Annotated in this window: 13 protein-coding genes, 1 tRNA gene and 1 rRNA gene; 3 read left to right on the top strand and 12 right to left on the bottom strand. The window is 63.1% G+C overall.

Going from position 1 to position 16,537, the window contains the following annotated elements; translation table 11 throughout:
* Positions 1–4: 4 nt before the first annotated feature.
* From KUV81_RS08220 to KUV81_RS08205, 4 genes are read right to left on the bottom strand one after another with little or no spacing between them, the layout of a single operon-like run.
* Positions 5–520: a pilus assembly protein PilP gene (locus KUV81_RS08220; RefSeq protein WP_222543387.1), complete on the bottom strand. Its 516-nt coding sequence runs from the start codon at positions 518–520 to the stop codon at positions 5–7.
* On the bottom strand, positions 520–1,116 hold the full coding sequence (locus tag KUV81_RS08215) for a type 4a pilus biogenesis protein PilO (protein WP_222543386.1): 597 nt from the start codon (positions 1,114–1,116) through the stop codon (positions 520–522). Before KUV81_RS08215 ends, KUV81_RS08220 begins: the two co-directional genes overlap by 1 nt.
* A complete protein-coding gene (locus KUV81_RS08210; RefSeq protein WP_222543385.1) occupies positions 1,113–1,718 on the bottom strand; it encodes a PilN domain-containing protein in 606 nt (201 codons plus the stop codon). The genes KUV81_RS08215 and KUV81_RS08210 overlap by 4 nt, the downstream gene beginning before the upstream one ends.
* A complete protein-coding gene (locus KUV81_RS08205; RefSeq protein WP_222543384.1) occupies positions 1,706–2,785 on the bottom strand; it encodes a pilus assembly protein PilM in 1,080 nt (359 codons plus the stop codon). The genes KUV81_RS08210 and KUV81_RS08205 overlap by 13 nt, the downstream gene beginning before the upstream one ends.
* A gap of 174 nt (positions 2,786–2,959) precedes the next feature.
* Between KUV81_RS08205 and KUV81_RS08200 the strand changes: the two genes are divergently transcribed.
* On the top strand, positions 2,960–5,500 hold the full coding sequence (locus KUV81_RS08200) for a penicillin-binding protein 1A (RefSeq protein WP_222543383.1): 2,541 nt from the start codon (positions 2,960–2,962) through the stop codon (positions 5,498–5,500).
* A 56-nt stretch (positions 5,501–5,556) separates the two neighbouring features.
* On the opposite strand, the gene argH is transcribed toward KUV81_RS08200, so the two are convergent.
* Genes argH through argC form a run of 5 tightly spaced genes read right to left on the bottom strand, consistent with a single transcriptional unit; the run spans position 5,557 to position 11,402 of the window.
* Positions 5,557–7,488, bottom strand: coding sequence for an argininosuccinate lyase (gene argH, locus KUV81_RS08195; protein WP_222543382.1), 1,932 nt, complete (start codon positions 7,486–7,488; stop codon positions 5,557–5,559).
* A gap of 1 nt (position 7,489) precedes the next feature.
* On the bottom strand, positions 7,490–8,698 hold the full coding sequence (locus tag KUV81_RS08190; RefSeq protein ID WP_222543381.1) for an argininosuccinate synthase: 1,209 nt from the start codon (positions 8,696–8,698) through the stop codon (positions 7,490–7,492).
* A 4-nt stretch (positions 8,699–8,702) separates the two neighbouring features.
* Entirely contained in the window at positions 8,703–9,611 is a 909-nt protein-coding gene (locus tag KUV81_RS08185) for an ornithine carbamoyltransferase (protein ID WP_222543380.1), read from the bottom strand.
* Between the two features lie 22 nt (positions 9,612–9,633).
* Entirely contained in the window at positions 9,634–10,404 is a 771-nt protein-coding gene (gene argB, locus KUV81_RS08180) for an acetylglutamate kinase (protein ID WP_222543379.1), read from the bottom strand.
* Positions 10,401–11,402: an N-acetyl-gamma-glutamyl-phosphate reductase gene (gene argC, locus KUV81_RS08175; protein WP_222543378.1), complete on the bottom strand. Its 1,002-nt coding sequence runs from the start codon at positions 11,400–11,402 to the stop codon at positions 10,401–10,403. Before argC ends, argB begins: the two co-directional genes overlap by 4 nt.
* Positions 11,403–11,741: 339 nt before the next feature.
* Here argC and ppc point away from each other — a divergent pair, with 339 nt between their 5' ends.
* Together ppc and KUV81_RS08165 are read left to right on the top strand one after the other, a co-directional pair.
* Entirely contained in the window at positions 11,742–14,381 is a 2,640-nt protein-coding gene (gene ppc, locus KUV81_RS08170; RefSeq protein WP_222543377.1) for a phosphoenolpyruvate carboxylase, read from the top strand.
* 3 nt (positions 14,382–14,384) lie between these two features.
* Positions 14,385–14,921, top strand: a complete 537-nt coding sequence (locus KUV81_RS08165) for a DUF1439 domain-containing protein (protein WP_222543376.1) — start codon at positions 14,385–14,387, stop codon at positions 14,919–14,921.
* On the opposite strand, the gene KUV81_RS08160 is transcribed toward KUV81_RS08165, so the two are convergent.
* From KUV81_RS08160 to rrf, 3 genes are all read right to left on the bottom strand, one after another.
* The gene (locus KUV81_RS08160) at positions 14,911–16,200 is read right to left on the bottom strand and encodes a competence/damage-inducible protein A (RefSeq protein WP_222543375.1); all 1,290 of its coding nucleotides are present in this window, start codon (positions 16,198–16,200) and stop codon (positions 14,911–14,913) included. The two genes, KUV81_RS08165 and KUV81_RS08160, sit on opposite strands and share 11 nt — an antisense overlap.
* A 136-nt stretch (positions 16,201–16,336) precedes the next feature.
* Positions 16,337–16,412 (bottom strand) — tRNA-Thr (locus KUV81_RS08155).
* 9 nt (positions 16,413–16,421) lie between these two features.
* Positions 16,422–16,536 (bottom strand): 5S ribosomal RNA (gene rrf, locus KUV81_RS08150).
* Position 16,537 lies beyond the last annotated feature (1 nt).

The following is a 16,537-nucleotide window of genomic DNA, read 5'->3' as shown; positions in this document are numbered from 1 at the left end:
GTTCTTAATCCTTGGCCAACAAGAGTTTAGTGTCTCTTTGATTCCAACAGCCATCGCCATCAGGGATCCACTCGGACACCAGGACTGCTTCGCCGTCAATGTCGGCGACCTGGCCATGGTACAGCCCCAAATAATCGCCCTGTCTGACGGTGTAGACGTTGCCGTCCCCCGCCAAGAGCAATGCCCAAAATTGTTCCCCATCCTTCAGGGTGCCCTTCAGATCCAGACTGTCGAGGGCGTAGGCCTCGAGGTGGGCCCGGGTCCGCTGCATGTCCGGCTGTGGACAGTCGGGGCGCCCAAGATCAATGGGCTCGCTCAGGGTCACCCTGACCTGCTGGAAGGGGCTGCGCAGTTGTGCCACCTGGTAGGGCACCGAATGGAACTGAGGCGGCACCACCGGCGGCTCGTTAAAGGGTACCGGCGTGGCCTGCACCTCGGCCACGTACTGCCGAAGGTCCCCCATGCCACCACCGCAGCCGCTGAGCAGGGTCAGGCTCAATAACGCGATCGTCTTGCGCATCACTTGCCCTCCTTGTCCTGCTGTTCAGAGAAACGGTAGGTCTTGGCCAGCACCGTCATGGACACGCCGTCGTCCGAGCGCACCATGGTGAAATCGTGCAGGCTGACGATTCGAGGCAGGTTGGCCACCCCGGCGGAGAACTGGCCAAACTCGTGGTAGCCTCCGTGGATCTTCATCTCAATGGGCAGCTCGGTGTAGAACTCCTTGGGCTGCTCGGGTTGCCAGTTGAGGCTGGTGATCCGCAAGTTGGCGTCGGTAGCGAGGAAGGTCACGTCGTCCAGCAGGCCCGGCATTTCGCTCTGGGTGGGCAGCATGCTGAGCATGTCCTGGAACTGTGCGCGCATCTGATCCAGCTGCTCACGATAGCGAGGCAGGTTGGCGGCCAACTGGTACTTGGCTTCGAATTTACCCCTGAGCTCCTGCTCTTCGGCCTGCAGCCGGTTGAGGCTGTCCATGGAGTCTTTGATCATCAGGAAGTAGCCGGCCACCCCCATCAGGATGGCGACGATAACCGCGAAAATCACCTTGACCTCTTTGGGCCAGGTGGCGATGTTCTCGAAATCGAGATCCCCTAACTGCTTTAAATCCAAGCTCATCCTTGCCCCCCGACCGCGGCCAGTTCCTCGACAAAGCGCAGAGGCCCGTCACCCTGCTGCAACACCGCCAGCTCCAATTTGAAGGCGTGAACCCGGCCCGGCTGACCCTGGGCGCCATTAGCGGCCACGATCTGCTGCACCTTGGGCTGAGCCAGCCACTTGGCCTGCTCCACTTCCCGCATCATGTTGGCCAGGTGGTTGTTGGACTCGCAGTAGCCCTCCACCTGCACCACCCCATTCTCCACTTTGAGGCGGGTCAGGTAGACCCCGGGTACCATCACCCGGGCCAGCTCGTTCATCACCTGCACCGGCAGGTGGCGACGCATCTGCAGCGCTTCGATCACATCGATGCGGCGCATCAGGTTGGCTTTCTGATCCTTGATCTTGCTGATCTCAGCGATCTGAATGTCCAGCTTGGCGATCTCGGTCTGCAGGTATTGGTTGCGCTCACGCTGCAGATCCTGGCGATGGCCCACCCAGAGGTTCGCCACCAGGGTGACCGCCAGCGACAAAACGGCCACCGCCCCGAGGGCATAGAGGTACTCTTTCTTGCGTCTGAGGCGTTGCGCTTCCCGCCAGGGTAATAGGTTTATGTGTGCCATGGCTCAAAGCTCCTCAGGGCCAATCCACAGGCCACCATATATCGTGGGATCTCCTCCTGGAGTCGATTGGCCAGTCCGTCGTTGGCGGTTAGGTTGCCCTCGAAGGGGTTGGCAATGGCAGTGGGGATCCCAAGCTCGTTGGTCAGCATGTCCGCCAGTCCCTCAATGCCGGCGCTGCCGCCGCTTAAGATCAGGTGGTGCACCTTCTCTTTGCCGGAGGCGTTGCAGTAAATCTGCAGGGTGCGCCGGATCTGCTGAAGCAGCTGGGTCTGGAAAGGAGCCAACACCTCGAACACGTAGTTGCGGGGCAGTTCGCCATTGACCTTGGCCGCTTCGGCCTCTTCGTAGCTCATGCCGTAGTAGGAGAGGATGGACTGGGTGAACTGCTCGCCCCCAAACGCCTGCTCACGGATGAACACCGTCTCGCCGTCGTCCACCACCGCGAAGGTGGTCATGCTGGCGCCCAGATCCACCAGGGCCACCACCTTACCGGCGGTGCCACCGATGATCTGCTCGGCAATCAGCTTGTAGCTGCGGCCCAGGGCGTAGCCTTCGACGTCGATCACCTTGGACTCCAATCCCGCCGCTTCCAGGGCCTCGACCCGGGCATCGACGTTATCGGAGCGGCAGGCCGCCAGCAGCACATCGACCTTGCCGGCGTCTCGGTCATTCACTTTGAGGGTCTGGAAGTCGATGTTCACGTCTTCCAGCGGGTAGGGGATGAGATTGTCCGCCTCGATCTCGATCTGCGCCTCGAGCTCTTCGTCCGACAGGGCGGCATCCATAAAGATGACCTTGGTCATCACCGTGGAGCCGGACACCGAGGCGGCGCCGAAGCGGGCGTCCTTGGGCAGCTGGGCTTTGATCTGGCCCATGGCGTGTGCCACCACCATGGGATCTTTGATCTCTCGGTCGACGACGGCACCACGAGGCAAGGGCACCCGGGCAGCACCATCTACGCGGTAACCATTAGGGGTTTCGGCCAATAGGATCGCCTTAACTTCCCGCGATCCGATATCCACCCCCACCATCCTAGGCAAACGGGGTTTGAATAAATTGGAAAGCATGCTCCCTGCCATTGTTAAGTTGTTGTTATATCCATGGCCTAGACTAGCACAGTTTTTATTTCGCGCATTCAGAAACCCCTCCATTATTAATAAAAAAACGACGCCTTTTTGGTCAGGGTTTGGCGCGGTATACTGTGCCCTTTTAATTCCAGTTAATGAGTGGAAAACACTAACGTGAAGTGGCTTAAGCGCATATTGGCAACGCTCGGGATCCTCGCCCTGCTGGGGATTGGCGCCCTGGCGGGACTGTATTTATGGATAGCCCCAACCCTGCCGGGAGTGGACTCCCTAAAAACAGTTCAACTGCAGACGCCGATGCGGGTCTACAGTGCCGATGGGCAATTGATGTCCCAGTTTGGTGAAAAACGTCGTATTCCCTTACGTTACGACGAGATCCCGGACCCACTCATTCAGGCGGTGCTGGCCACCGAGGACGCCCGCTTTTTCGAACACCGGGGGGTCGACCCCATCGGCGTGATGCGCGCGGCCGTGGTGCTGGTGACCACCGGACGCAAGTCCCAGGGCGCCAGTACCATCACCATGCAGGTGGCCCGAAACTTCTTCCTGACCCGAGAAAAAACCTACATCCGGAAGGTGAAAGAGATCTTCCTGGCCCTGGAGATCGAGCGGCTGCTGACCAAAGAGGAGATCCTCGAGCTCTACCTCAACCGCAGCTTCCTGGGCAATCGGGCCTACGGTGTGGGCGCCGCGGCTCAGGTCTACTACGGCCGAGACGTACAGGAGCTGACCCTGGCGGAGATGGCGATGATCGCCGGCCTGCCCCAGGCGCCCTCCGCCGCCAACCCCATCCGCAATCCGGACCGGGCCCGCAACCGTCGCAACGTGGTGCTGAGCCGAATGATGGACGTCGGCTACATCAGCCGGGCCGAGTTTGACGAGGCGCGTCAGGCGCCCATCACCGCCCGCTACCACGGTGCCGAGATCGATCTGTACGCCCCCTACATCGCCGAGATGGTGCGCGACCACATGGTGGCCACCTACGGCGAGGAGGAGGCCTACACCAGCGGCTTCCGCATCTACACCACCATCACCGCCGAGACCCAGCATGCCGCCCAGCGCGCCCTGCTGGACAACCTCTTCGCCTACGACACCCGTCATGGCTACCGAGGGCCGGTCACCCGCCTGTGGGGCGAGCCGCTGGAGGATCAAAACCAGGCCATCGAAGCGGCGGCCTGGGATCCGGAGCGGATCCAACAGCACCTGCGGGGCGTCAGCCGATTCCGGGACCTGCACCCCGCGGTGGTGCTCGCCGTCGAGGAGAAGAGCGCCGAGGTGATGAACGCCCGGGGTGAGCGCCTGACCCTGCCCTGGGAGGGGATCAACTGGGCCCGAGCCTTCCTCACCGACTCCCGCCAGGGCAACGCGCCCAAGCAGGCTGCCGAAGTGATGACCCCGGGGGATCAAATCTGGATCCGTCAGCACGATGGCCACTGGTGGTTGTCCCAGGTGCCGGAGGTGAGCAGCGCCTTTGTGGCCCTGGATCCCAACGACGGCGCCATCCAAGCCCTGGTGGGCGGCTATGACTTCGGTCAGAGCCAGTACAACCGGGTGACCCAGGCCAAGCGTCAGCTCGGCTCCAACATCAAGCCCTTCCTCTACTCCAGTGCGCTGGAGGAGGGGTTCACCCTGGCCACCCTGGTCAACAACGCCCCCATCAACCAGTGGGACCGCAGCCAGGGCACCGCCTGGCGCCCGCGCAACTCACCGGACGTGTACACCGGCCCAACCCGGGTACGCCAGGGCCTGGCCCAGTCCATCAACGTGATGGCGGTGCGGGTGCTTCGGGAGATCGGCGTGGACGAGTTCATCGATCACGCCACCTTGTTCGGCTTTGACCGGGCGGACATCCCCCGCAACGAGTCGGTCTCACTGGGCTCTGCCTCCGCTACCCCGATGGAAAACGCCCGGGCCTTCGCGGTGTTCGCCAACGGCGGCTTCCTGGTGGATCCCTACTTTATCGAGCGGATCGAAGACTACGACGGCAACGTCATCTTCGAGTCCCAACCGAAGATCGCCTGCCTGGAGTGCAAAGCCGCCCTGGCCCAGACCGACAGCGGCACCGAGTCGCAAGAGGCGCGCGCCGACTTTGCCCAGCAGTGCCCCTGGCCAGCGGATCGCCTGGCACCTCAGGTGATCAGCGAGCAAAACGCCTTTTTGATCCACGAGACCCTCAAGTCGGTGATCTGGGGCGGGGGCGACTGGAGCCAGGGCACCGGCTGGAACGGCACCGCCTGGCGGGCGGCCCGCCTGATCAAGCGCCGGGACATCGGTGGCAAGACCGGCACCACCAACGAAGCCCGAGACACCTGGTTTACTGGTTTCGCCCCCAACCTGGTGGCCACCGCCTGGGTGGGCTTCGATGACCACGGTCGTCAGCTGGGCCGCACCCGCTGGAACCCCTACGGGCCCCAGGATCAGATCACCGCCGGCGAGTCCGGGGCCAAAACCGCGGGCCCGGCCTGGAACCAGTTTATGCACCAGGTGCTCAACGGCGTGCCCCAGGAGAGCAGCGCGATACCCGAGGGGATCGTCACCGCCCGCATCGATCTGGCCAGCGGCAAGCTGTCCAATCGCAACGACGCCAGCTCCCGCTTCGAGTACTTTATCGACGGCACCGCGCCCACCGAGCTGGCCGAAGTGGCCGAGCCGGAAGCCCCAGTGTTCGAGCAGGAAGCCACCGAAGAGCTGTTCTGAGCCGCCAACAACAAAAAAAGCCGCCCAACGGGGCGGCTTTTTTTGCTGTGGTGAACTCAGTCGAAGCGATACTCCATGGCCACCTCGTCGCAGGCGTGTTTGCGCGGGCAGAGGTCGCAGTCCTTGATCACCTTCTCCGGCAGGCCGGTCATCTCGGTGCGCTCGAACCCGAGCTTGTTGAAGAAGCCCGGTACCCGGGTCAGGACAATCACCCGTTCCAGCTCCAGCTCCCGGCCCCGCTGCAACATGTAGTCCACCAGTGCCCGTCCCTGGCCGGCGCCGTGATGCTGAGGATCGATCCCCACCGAGCGCATCTCCGCCAAACCGGTTTCGTAGATGTAGAGAGACGCACAGCCCACCACCTGGTCGTCCTGCTCCGCCACCGAGAAGTCGAGGATGTCCCGCAAGACGTCGTCCCGGCTGCGCGGCAGGGTGTCGCCCAGTTCGGCCCAGTAGGCGTTGATCCTGTGGATGGCGTCCACATCGGACAGTTTGGCGCTGCGGACCTTGAGGATCTCCGCTTTGTGGGCGTTCAGACGCTGCTGACTGGTGTCCACGGCGTGGCGCACCTGCTCCGGCGCGGTGCCCCCCAGGGCATCCAGCTCCGCCAGATCGGCACTGGCTTCGCGGCTGTCCAACGCCTGCTCCACCTGGCCCAGGGCGGTGCCACCCAGGGTATCCCGTTTGGCCAGGCAGGCATCGATGGTCAGATGCTGGAACACGTCCGATTGGATCACCTCGCTGTACGCCTGAAGCTCCGGCAGGGTGAAGTCCTCCAGCGCCTTCTGAGCGTCGATGGCGGCCACCACCACCTCGCCGACGATGTGGTGGGCTTCCCGGAAGGGCACGCCCTTGGACACCAGGTAATCCGCCAGCTCGGTGGCGTTGGCGTAGCCCTGCTGGGCCGCGGAGAGGGTGCGCTGACGGTTCACTTTGAGCCCATCGAGCACCAGGGTGGCCATCTCGGTGCAGGCCAGCCAGGTATCCAGGGCATCAAACAGCCCCTCCTTGTCCTCCTGCATGTCCTTGTTGTAGGCCATGGGCAGGGCCTTCATGGTAGTGAGGATCCCCACCAGGGCCCCGTACACCCGCCCGGCCTTGCCCCGGATCAGCTCCAGCGCATCCGGGTTCTTCTTCTGCGGCATCAGGGAGGAGCCGGAGGTGACGGCGTCGGCCAGCTCGATAAAGCCCGCCTCCCCGCTGTTGTAGAAGATCAGATCCTCGGCAAAGCGGGACAGGTGCATCATGGCGGTGGCCGCGGCGCTGCACAGCTCCACCACATGGTCACGATCCGATACCGCATCCAGGCTGTTGGCGGTGGCGCTGGCAAACCCCAGGGCCTGGGCCAGAGCCTGGCGATCCACCGGATAGGCGGTGCCCGCCAGGGCCCCACTGCCCAGGGGGCAGCGATCCAGCCGGTTCACGGCGTCCTTAACCCGGGTCAGGTCGCGCTCCAGCATCTCGACGTACGCCAGGCACCAGTGCCCAAAGGTGATGGGCTGGGCCCGTTGCAGGTGGGTGTAGCCCGGCAGCACGGTTTGCGCCTCCTGCTGGGCCAGACCGAGCAGCTGCTGCTGCAGGCGCACCAGCGCTTCGATGATCAGTTCCCCCTGGTCTTTGCACCAGAGCTTGAGATCCGTGGCCACCTGGTCGTTGCGGGAACGCCCGGTGTGCAGCTTTTTACCCAGGTCCCCCACTTTCTCGATCAGGGCACCTTCGACAAAACTGTGGATGTCCTCGGCGCCGGAGGCGAGGATCTGCTCATCGCTGACGGACTCCGACAACTCGTGCAGTGCCTTGACCAGCGAACCGTGCTCCAGCTCATCCAGCACCCCCACCTGCTGCAGCGCCCCGGCCCAGGCGATGGAGCCGGTGATGTCCTGCTGCACCAGGCGGAAGTCCACCGGCAGGGAGTCGTTGAATAACTTGAAGCGGCTGTCTGCGGCGCCGCTGAACCGTCCTCCCCACAGGGCCCCTTTTGCGCTCATATTACTGCTGCTCCTCGTGCATGGCGGCGATCCGGCTGGACAGGCTGAACAGACGGATAAAGCCTTCGGCGTGCTTCTGGTTATAGACCTCATCCTCCTCGAAGGTGGAGAAGGCCTCGGAGTAGAGGCTGTTGGGGCTCTGACGCTTCACCACCACGGCGTGACCCTTGTAGAGCTTCACCACGATCTCGCCGGTCAGGGCTTCGGCCAGGCTTTCGGCAGCGGCCAACTGGGCCTTGGCCACCGGGGTGAACCAGCGACCGTCGTACAGGACGTGGGAGAACTCCAGGCCCACCTGCTCGCGGAATTTGAAGGCCGCCTTGTCCAGCACCAGGGTCTCCAGGCCCCGCAGCGCGTTGTTGATCACGGTGCCACCGGGGGTTTCGTAGCAACCGCGGGATTTCATGCCCACCAGACGGTTCTCGACGATGTCGATGCGGCCAACGCCGTGTTTGGCGGCCACGCCATTGAGGTAGTTCAAAGCGTTGTAGGGGGTCATCGCCTCGCCATCCACGGCGGTCAGTACCCCGGCCTCGAACTGCAGGCTGACGTACTGGGCTTCGTTGGGGGCCTGCTCCGGAGACTGGGTCCAGGTCCAGACCTGCTCGCTCGGTTCGCAGTACGGGTCCTCCAACTCGCCCCCCTCGTGGGAGATGTGCCAGGCGTTGGCGTCCCGGCTGTAGATCTTCTCGGCACTGGCGGTGGTAGGGATGTTCTTGCTGGCCAGGTAGTTGAGCAGATCCGTCCGGGACTTCATGGTCCACTCCCGCCAGGGGGCGATCACCGCCAGCTGCGGGGCCAGGGCCGCATAGGTGGACTCGAAACGCACCTGGTCGTTGCCCTTGCCGGTACAGCCATGGGACACCGCGTCGGCCCCCACCTTCAGTGCCAGCTCCACCTGGGCCTTGGCGATGATGGGCCGGGCCATGGCGGTACCCAGCAGGTAGGTGCCCTCGTACAGGGCGCCGGTCTTGAGGATGGGATTGATGTAGTCGCTGACAAAGGCCTCTTTCAAGTCCACCACGTGGCAGCTGGACGCCCCGGAAGCCAGTGCCTTGGCCTCGACGCCTTCGAGCTCCTCGGCCCCCTGGCCCACGTCGGCCACAAAGGCCACCACTTCACAATCGTGCTGCTCCTTCAGCCAGGGAATGATGGCGGAGGTATCCAGGCCACCGGAGTACGCGAGAACAACTTTCTTAATCTGGGTCATGGTCTTAGTCCTTCATCAATTCGAGCAAAATGGCGTTCTGGATGTGCATGCGGTTTTCGGCCTGGTCCAGGATCAACGAGGCATCGGAGTCCATCACCTCGGAGGTGATCTCCACCTCACGGTGGGCCGGCTGGCAGTGCAACACGTGCTTGGCACCGGAGAGGGACATCAGCTTGCTGTTGATCTGGTAGGGCTGGAACTTGGCCTTGATCGCCTCCAACGGCGTGGTGTCCCCCATGGAGATCCAGGTATCGGCGTAGAGGGCGTCCACCCCTTCCAGGGCTGCCAGTTCCGAGGAGAGCACCAGCTTGCCGCCGTGCTGTGCGGCAATCGCCTGGGCTTCGGTCACCACCTGGCCATCGGGAAAGTGACCCGGGGGGCAGACCACCACCATGGTGGCGCCCAGCTTGGCGGCGGCAAACATCAGCGAGTGGGTGACGTTGTTGCCATCGCCGACGTAGGCCAGCTTCACCTGTGACAGGTCGTCGTAGTGCTCCGCCAGGGTAAGGAAATCCGCCAGGCCCTGGCAGGGGTGGTAGAGATCGGACAGGGAGTTAACCACGGGCACCGTCGCGTATTCGGCCAGCTCCTCCAGGGTCTGGTGAGAGAACACCCGGGCGACGATGGCGTCGCACCAGCGGGACAGGTTCATGGCAAAATCCTTCACCGCTTCCCGCTGACCGATGGCGCCATTTTGCTGGTCCAGGTAGAGGCAGTGGCCACCCAGCTTGTTAATGCCGATGTCGAAGCTGACCCGGGTGCGCAGGCTGGGTTTTTCAAACAGGGTCACCACGGACTGGCCCTTGAGGGCGTCCTGGTAAGGGGTGTAATCCGCCTTCAGGGTCTTGGCCAGACCGATCAAGCCGTGGATCTGTTCAGGGCTCAGGTCCTTGATGCTCAGTAGATGGTTCATTGCGTTTCCTTAGAATGCGTTATCAGGGGTGGACCTGAGTGCCCACGGGTTCGCCCTTCACCAGGGCCGCCAACTGCTCGGGGTAGCGCCAACTGGCCACCAGCACCCGGTTGTTGATGGAGCGCGCCGCATCCAGGGCCGCGTCCACCTTGACCTTCATGCCCCCTTCGATGACTCCTTGACGCGTCAGCTCCGCCGCGAGGGCCGGGTCCAGGTGGGGGATCAGCTGGCCTTTGCCGTCCAGTACGCCGGAGACGTCCGACAGCAGGGTGAGCTCCGCGCCCAACAGTTGGCAGATCACCGTAGCGGCCTGATCGGCGTTGACGTTCAGCCGCTGGCCCTCGGCATCGACGGCAATGGAGCTGATGATGGGCAGCATCCCCTGGGCCAACAGGCCCTCCAGCAATGCCGGCTTGCCCGCCGCGACTTTGCCCACCGCCCCCAGCTCCGGTGCCAGCACCTGGGCTTGGGTCAGCCCGCCGTCGGCCAGGGAGAGCCCCACCGGGGTCAGGCCCGCGGCGATGGCCTTGGCCACCAGTTGGGTGTTGGCGCTGCCCGCCAGGGCTCCGGCCACCACGTCCATCTGCACCTCGGGGGTGACCCGCAGTCCGTTAAGCTTGTGGGAGCTGAACCCATTGGCCTTGAGCTGCTGCTCCACCAGGGCACCACCACCGTGCACCAGCACCGCCTGCCAACCGGCCTCCGACAGGCCTTTGAGGGTGACAAACAGTCGGTCCATCCCCGCTTCGCAGCCCAGCAAGGCCCCGCCAACCTTAATCACCATGGTCTTCATGCGTCATCCCCGAATCCAAAACGAATAAGTATGCATTGCAGTGCCTGGCTGGCTGCCCCCTTCATCAGGTTGTCGATGGCACTGGCTACCACCAGCACCTGGCGTTCGCTGTCCAGTTTCCACGCCAGCAGGCAGCGATCGGTGCCGGCCACGTCATCAATCTTCGGCCACTGCCCCGCCGGCAGGCAGTACACCACCTGGCTGGCATCATAAGCGGCGAAGGCCTGTGCCACGTCCGCGTCAGTGCAATTGACGGTCACCGGCACCGTGATGGTGGCCAGGATCCCCCGTTTGAAGGCTCCCAGGTGAGGGGTGAACACCACGGCGTGGCCGAGCTGAGATTCGATTTCCGGTTGATGCCGGTGACCCAGTACCCCGTAGGGGGTCAGGCTGACCTGGCAAAAGCTGTTGGTGAGGCTGGCTTTGCGCCCGGCACCTGAGACACCGCTGACCGCATTGATCACCGGCACTCCGGCAATGAGATGGTTTTCCTTCAGCGGCTTAAGGGCCAGCAAGGAGGCGGTGGGGTAACATCCGGGGACGGCGATCAGTGCCGCCTCCCCCAGGCTCGGCGGCGCCCACTCCGCCAACCCGTACACGGCACCGGGCAGCAGTTCGGGGGCCGGGTGGGTGAATCCGTAATGCTTTGGGTAAACCGCGGGCTCGGCGAACCGGTGGCCACCGGAGAGATCGAACACCGTCAGCCCCTGGGCCAGCAGGGTTGGCGCCAACTGGGCGCTGATCTGATGCTCAGTGGCCAGGCACACCGCTTGGGCCTGAGTGCCCAGTTGGGCCAGGGCGCTGTCGGTCAGGGGCTGAAGGGGCTGGTCCACCCACCCCAGCAACTCAGGGTACAGTTGGGAGAGCGGCGTGTGGGCATCGGCGCTGCCGGCAGAAACGTAGCAGCCGGCCAGCGTCAGGCTGGGGTGTTGCGCAACCAGTTTGGCCAGGGTGGCGCCGGTGTAGCCGGAGGCACCGATGATGGCGACCTGAATCATGGTCTTATCCTTATTGTGTCAATGCGAAATGGGGTACAGCGAGGGCGGGCCTGATGGCCCCGGAGGGATCAGGGTCGTCGTCGATTGACAGAAACAGGCAGGGTCCAGATGGTCATGGTTCGGCTCATTACTCCGTGAGATGGGGACAGAGTAACAGCACTGATTTATTATGCAACCCCGTCGCATATTTATTTTTCCCAGTCCGCACGGGTGCAGCATCGATGTCCAAGCGGCGACCCCGCTAAAGGATAAATGTAGGAAAATTACGAACAGACCTATTGACCCCACTGACTCCCAGCTTCAGGATCGAGGGTCAGGGTATTTGGCAAGGGAACCTCAATGACTGATATGTACGCCCCCCTAAAAGCGAACGTCCACATGCTGGGCGCCATTTTGGGAGAGACCATCGAGGCCGAGCACGGCGAAGCCTTCCTGAATCGCATCGAGCAGGTGCGCCAACTCTCCAAGGCATCGCGTCAGGGAGACACCCAGGCGCAATCCCAGATGCTCGCTCTGCTGTCCGAACTGCCCGACGATGAGCTGGTGCCCTTTGCCAGTGCCTTTAACCAGTTCCTCAATCTGGCCAATATTGCCGAGCAGTTTCACACCATCTCCCGCAACTGCGACGAGCTGGTGTGCGTGCCGGATCCGGTGGACTTGCTGCTGGGCCGTCTGCTCAACGGCAAGGCCCAGCTCAACCCGGACCAGCTTATTGACGAGTTGGAGAAGCTGGAGATCGATCTGGTGCTCACGGCCCACCCCACCGAGGTGACCCGTCGGACCCTTATCAGCAAATACGCCGCCCTGATCGATTGCCTCAGTGAGCGGGAAAACCCCCAGCTCAGTGAACGTGAAGCCAAACGCAACCAACTGCGGATGCGCCAGCTGGTGGCGCAGATCTGGCATACCAACGAGATCCGCAAACAGCGTCCCACCCCGGTGGATGAAGCCCGTTGGGGCATGGCCACCGTGGAAGCCAGCCTCTGGCACGCGGTGCCGGAGTTTCTTCGTCAGCTTAACGAGCAGGTGGAGGAACACGCCGGTCGACAGATCCCACCCCACGTAGCCCCGGTCAAGTTCTCCAGCTGGATGGGGGGGGACCGTGACGGCAACCCCTTTGTTACCGCCAAGGTGAGCGAGGAGGTGCTGCTGCGCAACCGTTGCACCGCCGTCCGCCTCTACCTGGAGGACATCAACCAGTTGATCGGCGAGCTGTCGATGACCGACTGCGACGAGGCCCTGCGGGCTCTGGCCGGCGAGCACCGTGAGCCCTACCGGGTGCTGCTGCGCAAGCTGCGCCATAAGCTGGCCGACACCCACGAATACCTGCTGGCCCGCCTGGATGGCCATCAGCCGGAAGTCAGCCTGGATGATCTGGTGTGGCAGAAGCGCGACCTGCTGGAGCCCCTGGAGGTGATCTACCAGAGCCTACTGGGCCAGGGTATGCGTCTGATCGCCAACGGCCTGCTGCTGGACACCCTGCGCCGCATCCACTGTTTTGGCCTGACGCTCGTCCGCCTGGACATCCGCCAAAGCTCCGATCGTCACGCCAGCGCCCTGGCGGAGATCACTCGTTACCTGGGCCTGGGCGATTACCTGCACTGGAGCGAAGAGGAGAAGCGCGCCTTCCTGCTGCGGGAGCTCGCCAGCCGCCGTCCCCTGCTGCCCCACCAGTGGCAAGCCTCACAAGAGACTCAGGAGGTGCTCGACACCTGCCGCCTTATCGGTCAGCAGAGCCAGGAGGCCCTGGGCTCCTACGTCATCTCCATGGCCAGTGAAGCGTCCGATGTGCTGGCGGTGGCCCTGCTGCTTAAGGAGTGCGATTGCGATTTCTCGCTGCCCATCGTGCCCCTGTTCGAGACCCTGAGCGATCTGGACAACGCGCCCGAGGTGATGGGTGCCTTGATGCAGATCGATTGGTACCTGGGTTACTGCCGGGGCCAACAGCAAGTAATGATCGGCTACTCTGACTCCGCCAAGGATGCCGGCGTAATGGCCGCTTCCTGGGCCCAATACCGCGCACAGGAAGCCCTGGTGGGCGTGTGCCGCGACGCCGGGGTGGCCCTGACCCTGTTCCACGGTCGCGGCGGCTCCATTGGCCGTGGCGGTGGCCCGGCCCACGAAGCGATCCTCTCCCAGCCCCCGGGCTCCGTCGACAGCCGTCTGCGAGTCACCGAGCAGGGCGAGATGATCCGCTTCAAGTTCGGCCTGCCTAAAGTGGCGGTGCAGAGCCTGGCGCTCTACACCTCCGCCGTCCTGGAAGCCACCCTGCTGCCGCCCCCGGCCCCCAAGGCCCAGTGGCGCAGCCTGATGGATGAGATTGGCCACTTCTCGGTGAACGCCTACCGGGAGATCGTCCAGGAGGAGGCGGACTTCGTACCCTACTTCCGGGCCGCCACACCGGAGCTGGAGCTCTCGGCCCTGCCCCTGGGCAGCCGCCCCGCCAAGCGCCGGGCCGACGGTGGCGTGGAGTCTCTGCGAGCCATTCCCTGGATCTTCGCCTGGACCCAGAACCGCTTGATGCTGCCCGCCTGGCTAGGGGCCGGTGAGGGCTTGCAGCACGCTATCGAGCAGGGACACAAGGAGACCCTCAGGGAGATGTTCCTGGAGTGGCCGCTGTTCCGTACCCGGCTTTCAATGCTGGAGATGGTGTACGCCAAGTCCGAGCCCAACCTGTCACGCTATTATGAACAGATCCTGGTGTTGCCGGAGCTGCATGGCCTGGGGGCCGAATTGCGCCGTCGCCTGGAGACCGGTGTCTCCAGCGTGCTGGACCTGACCCAGGAGCAGGGGCTGATGGACCTGACGCCATGGAACAAGGAATCCGTAGCACTGCGTCACCCCTACATCGATCCCCTGAACTTCCTGCAGGCGGAGCTGTTGCGCCGTTGTCGCCAGGAGCCGGAGGATCCCGCACTGCAACAGGCATTGATGATCACCATCGCCGGCATCGCCGCCGGTCTGCGGAACACGGGGTAACGAATGAAGATTTGGATCGCGGCACTGACGTTGTTGCTGGCCGGATGCGCCACCTCCTACACGGTGACGGAGTCCGAGCTTGAGGGCTACCTGAACGATGCACTGCGCAAGGAGCGCAGTGCCGAACTCAGCCCGGGCCTCAGCGCCACCATGACCCTGTCGGACATCGCCGTCACCATCGGTGACCAGCCGGACCGGGTGGCGATCCAGACTCGCAGCAGCGTCAAGATCGACACCCCGCTGATCCCCCTGCGGGCGCAATTAGCCTTCACTTTCAGCGCCAAACCCTGGTATGACCGAAGCGATCACAGCCTCTACCTGCAAGAGGTGGAGCTGTCCGGGGTCAAAGCCAGCCCCGAGGAGCTGGAACAGATGCTCATTCCCCTGAGCCGCGAGGCGATGCAGTTTGTGAGACTCTATCTGGAAAACCAGCCGGTGTACCAGCTGGACCAACAGGGTTGGCGTGAGGACCTGCTGCGCCAGTTTGGCGAGGAGCTTAAGGTGCGCCCAGGCAAACTGGAGTTTGTCCTCAGGCCTTGAGCAATCGAGTGCCCGTTCGCTTCATATAGCCGTAATCCGCCAGGGGGGGCTGCCCCAACAGGGCTCGGCGCACCATATCGTGCGCCACCGTCGCGGCCAGCAAACGGATGGCATTGCGGCTTCGGGTTCCCAAAAACAATGTCTGGGCCACGCAGCCACTCTCGGATGCCAAAGCAAAACAGACGGTGCCAACGGGCTTATCCTCTGAGCCTCCCTCCGGGCCGGCAATGCCACTGATGCTGACCGCCAGGTCGCTTCCCATGCGCTGCCGCGCGCCCTGGGCCATCTCAATCACCGTCGCCAGTGACACCGCACCCTCTTTGGCCAGGGATTGACTCTTCACCCCCAGAAGCGATTGCTTTGCTTGATTGCTGTAGGTCACCAAGCCAGCCAGCAGGTAATCGGAACTGCCCGGCAGGTCCACCAACTGACTGGCCACCATGCCCCCGGTACAGGACTCCGCCGTGGCCAGCGTCTTACCCTGCTGGCGCATCAAATCATGAACGGCTTCCGGCAGGGACTTGAGGTTTTCCCCCACCAAAGCATCCCCCAGCACGCCCCGAAACGCGTCCAGCAGATTGCTCCAGGCATCTTGGGCCACCGGCTCACGTTGCAGCAGCTTGATTTCGATGTAGGGCAGCGAAGCTCGAAACCCCAGGGTTACCCCCTCGGGGAGAGCGATGGGCTCCAACAGTTGGGCCAAATTGGACTCCCCCTGGCCAATGGTCAGCATGCGATGCAGCCCAACAGGGGCCTCAATGGGAAAGGCTTGCTTGAGCCACGGCAGCAGCTGCTCATGCACCATGCGCTTGAGCTCGGAGGGCACACCGGGGGTAAAGAAATACCAGGTGTCTTTATAGCAAGCCCGAAAACCGCAAGCGGTCCCCACCGGGTTGTCCACCATCACGGCGCCTTGCGGCAGCATCGCCTGCTTACGATTCTTGTCAGACATGGGCCGTCCCCGGGCAGCGAACATGGCGCTCATGGTGGTCAGCCAAGCCTCGTTGAGCTCCAGAGAGACCCCCATCAGCTGAGCCATGGCCTCGGCGCTTAGATCATCGGCAGTGGGTCCCAGACCACCGTTCACCAGCACCACGTCGGCGCGCTCGGCACAGTCGGCGAAGGCCGCCACCAGATCGGCCATGCGATCACCCACCGTGGTGCGCCGCTGCATCTCAATGCCGTTCTCCATCAGCAACTGAGCGACCCAGGCGGCATTGGTATCGGTGATCTGACCGGAGAGCACCTCTTCGCCGGTGCATATCATTTCGAAACGCATCACTTCCCTTAACGTTATAGGCGTTTGGCCTCACGGTAATGGAGCAACGGGGATGGGACAAGCCCGGTTCACTTCAGGCGGGAATTTCTGACGTCCAGAAACGACAAAACCCAGCCATACGGCTGGGTTCTGAAGATGGTGCTGATACCCAGATTTGAACTGGGGACCTCACCCTTACCAAGGGTGCGCTCTACCAACTGAGCTATATCAGCAAATTAGGTGCCTGGCGGTGACCTACTCTCGCATGGGAACCCCCACACTACCATCGGCGCGGTTGCGTTTCACTGCTGAGTTCGGCATGGGATCAGGTGGGTCCACAACGCTATTGCCACCAGGC

The sequence above is a fragment of the Ferrimonas balearica genome, from assembly GCF_019802085.1.
GTDB classification, from domain to species: domain Bacteria; phylum Pseudomonadota; class Gammaproteobacteria; order Enterobacterales; family Shewanellaceae; genus Ferrimonas; species Ferrimonas balearica_B.
The sequence above is the reverse complement of the archived record's forward strand: the minus strand, read 5'-3'. Positions and strand labels throughout refer to the sequence as shown.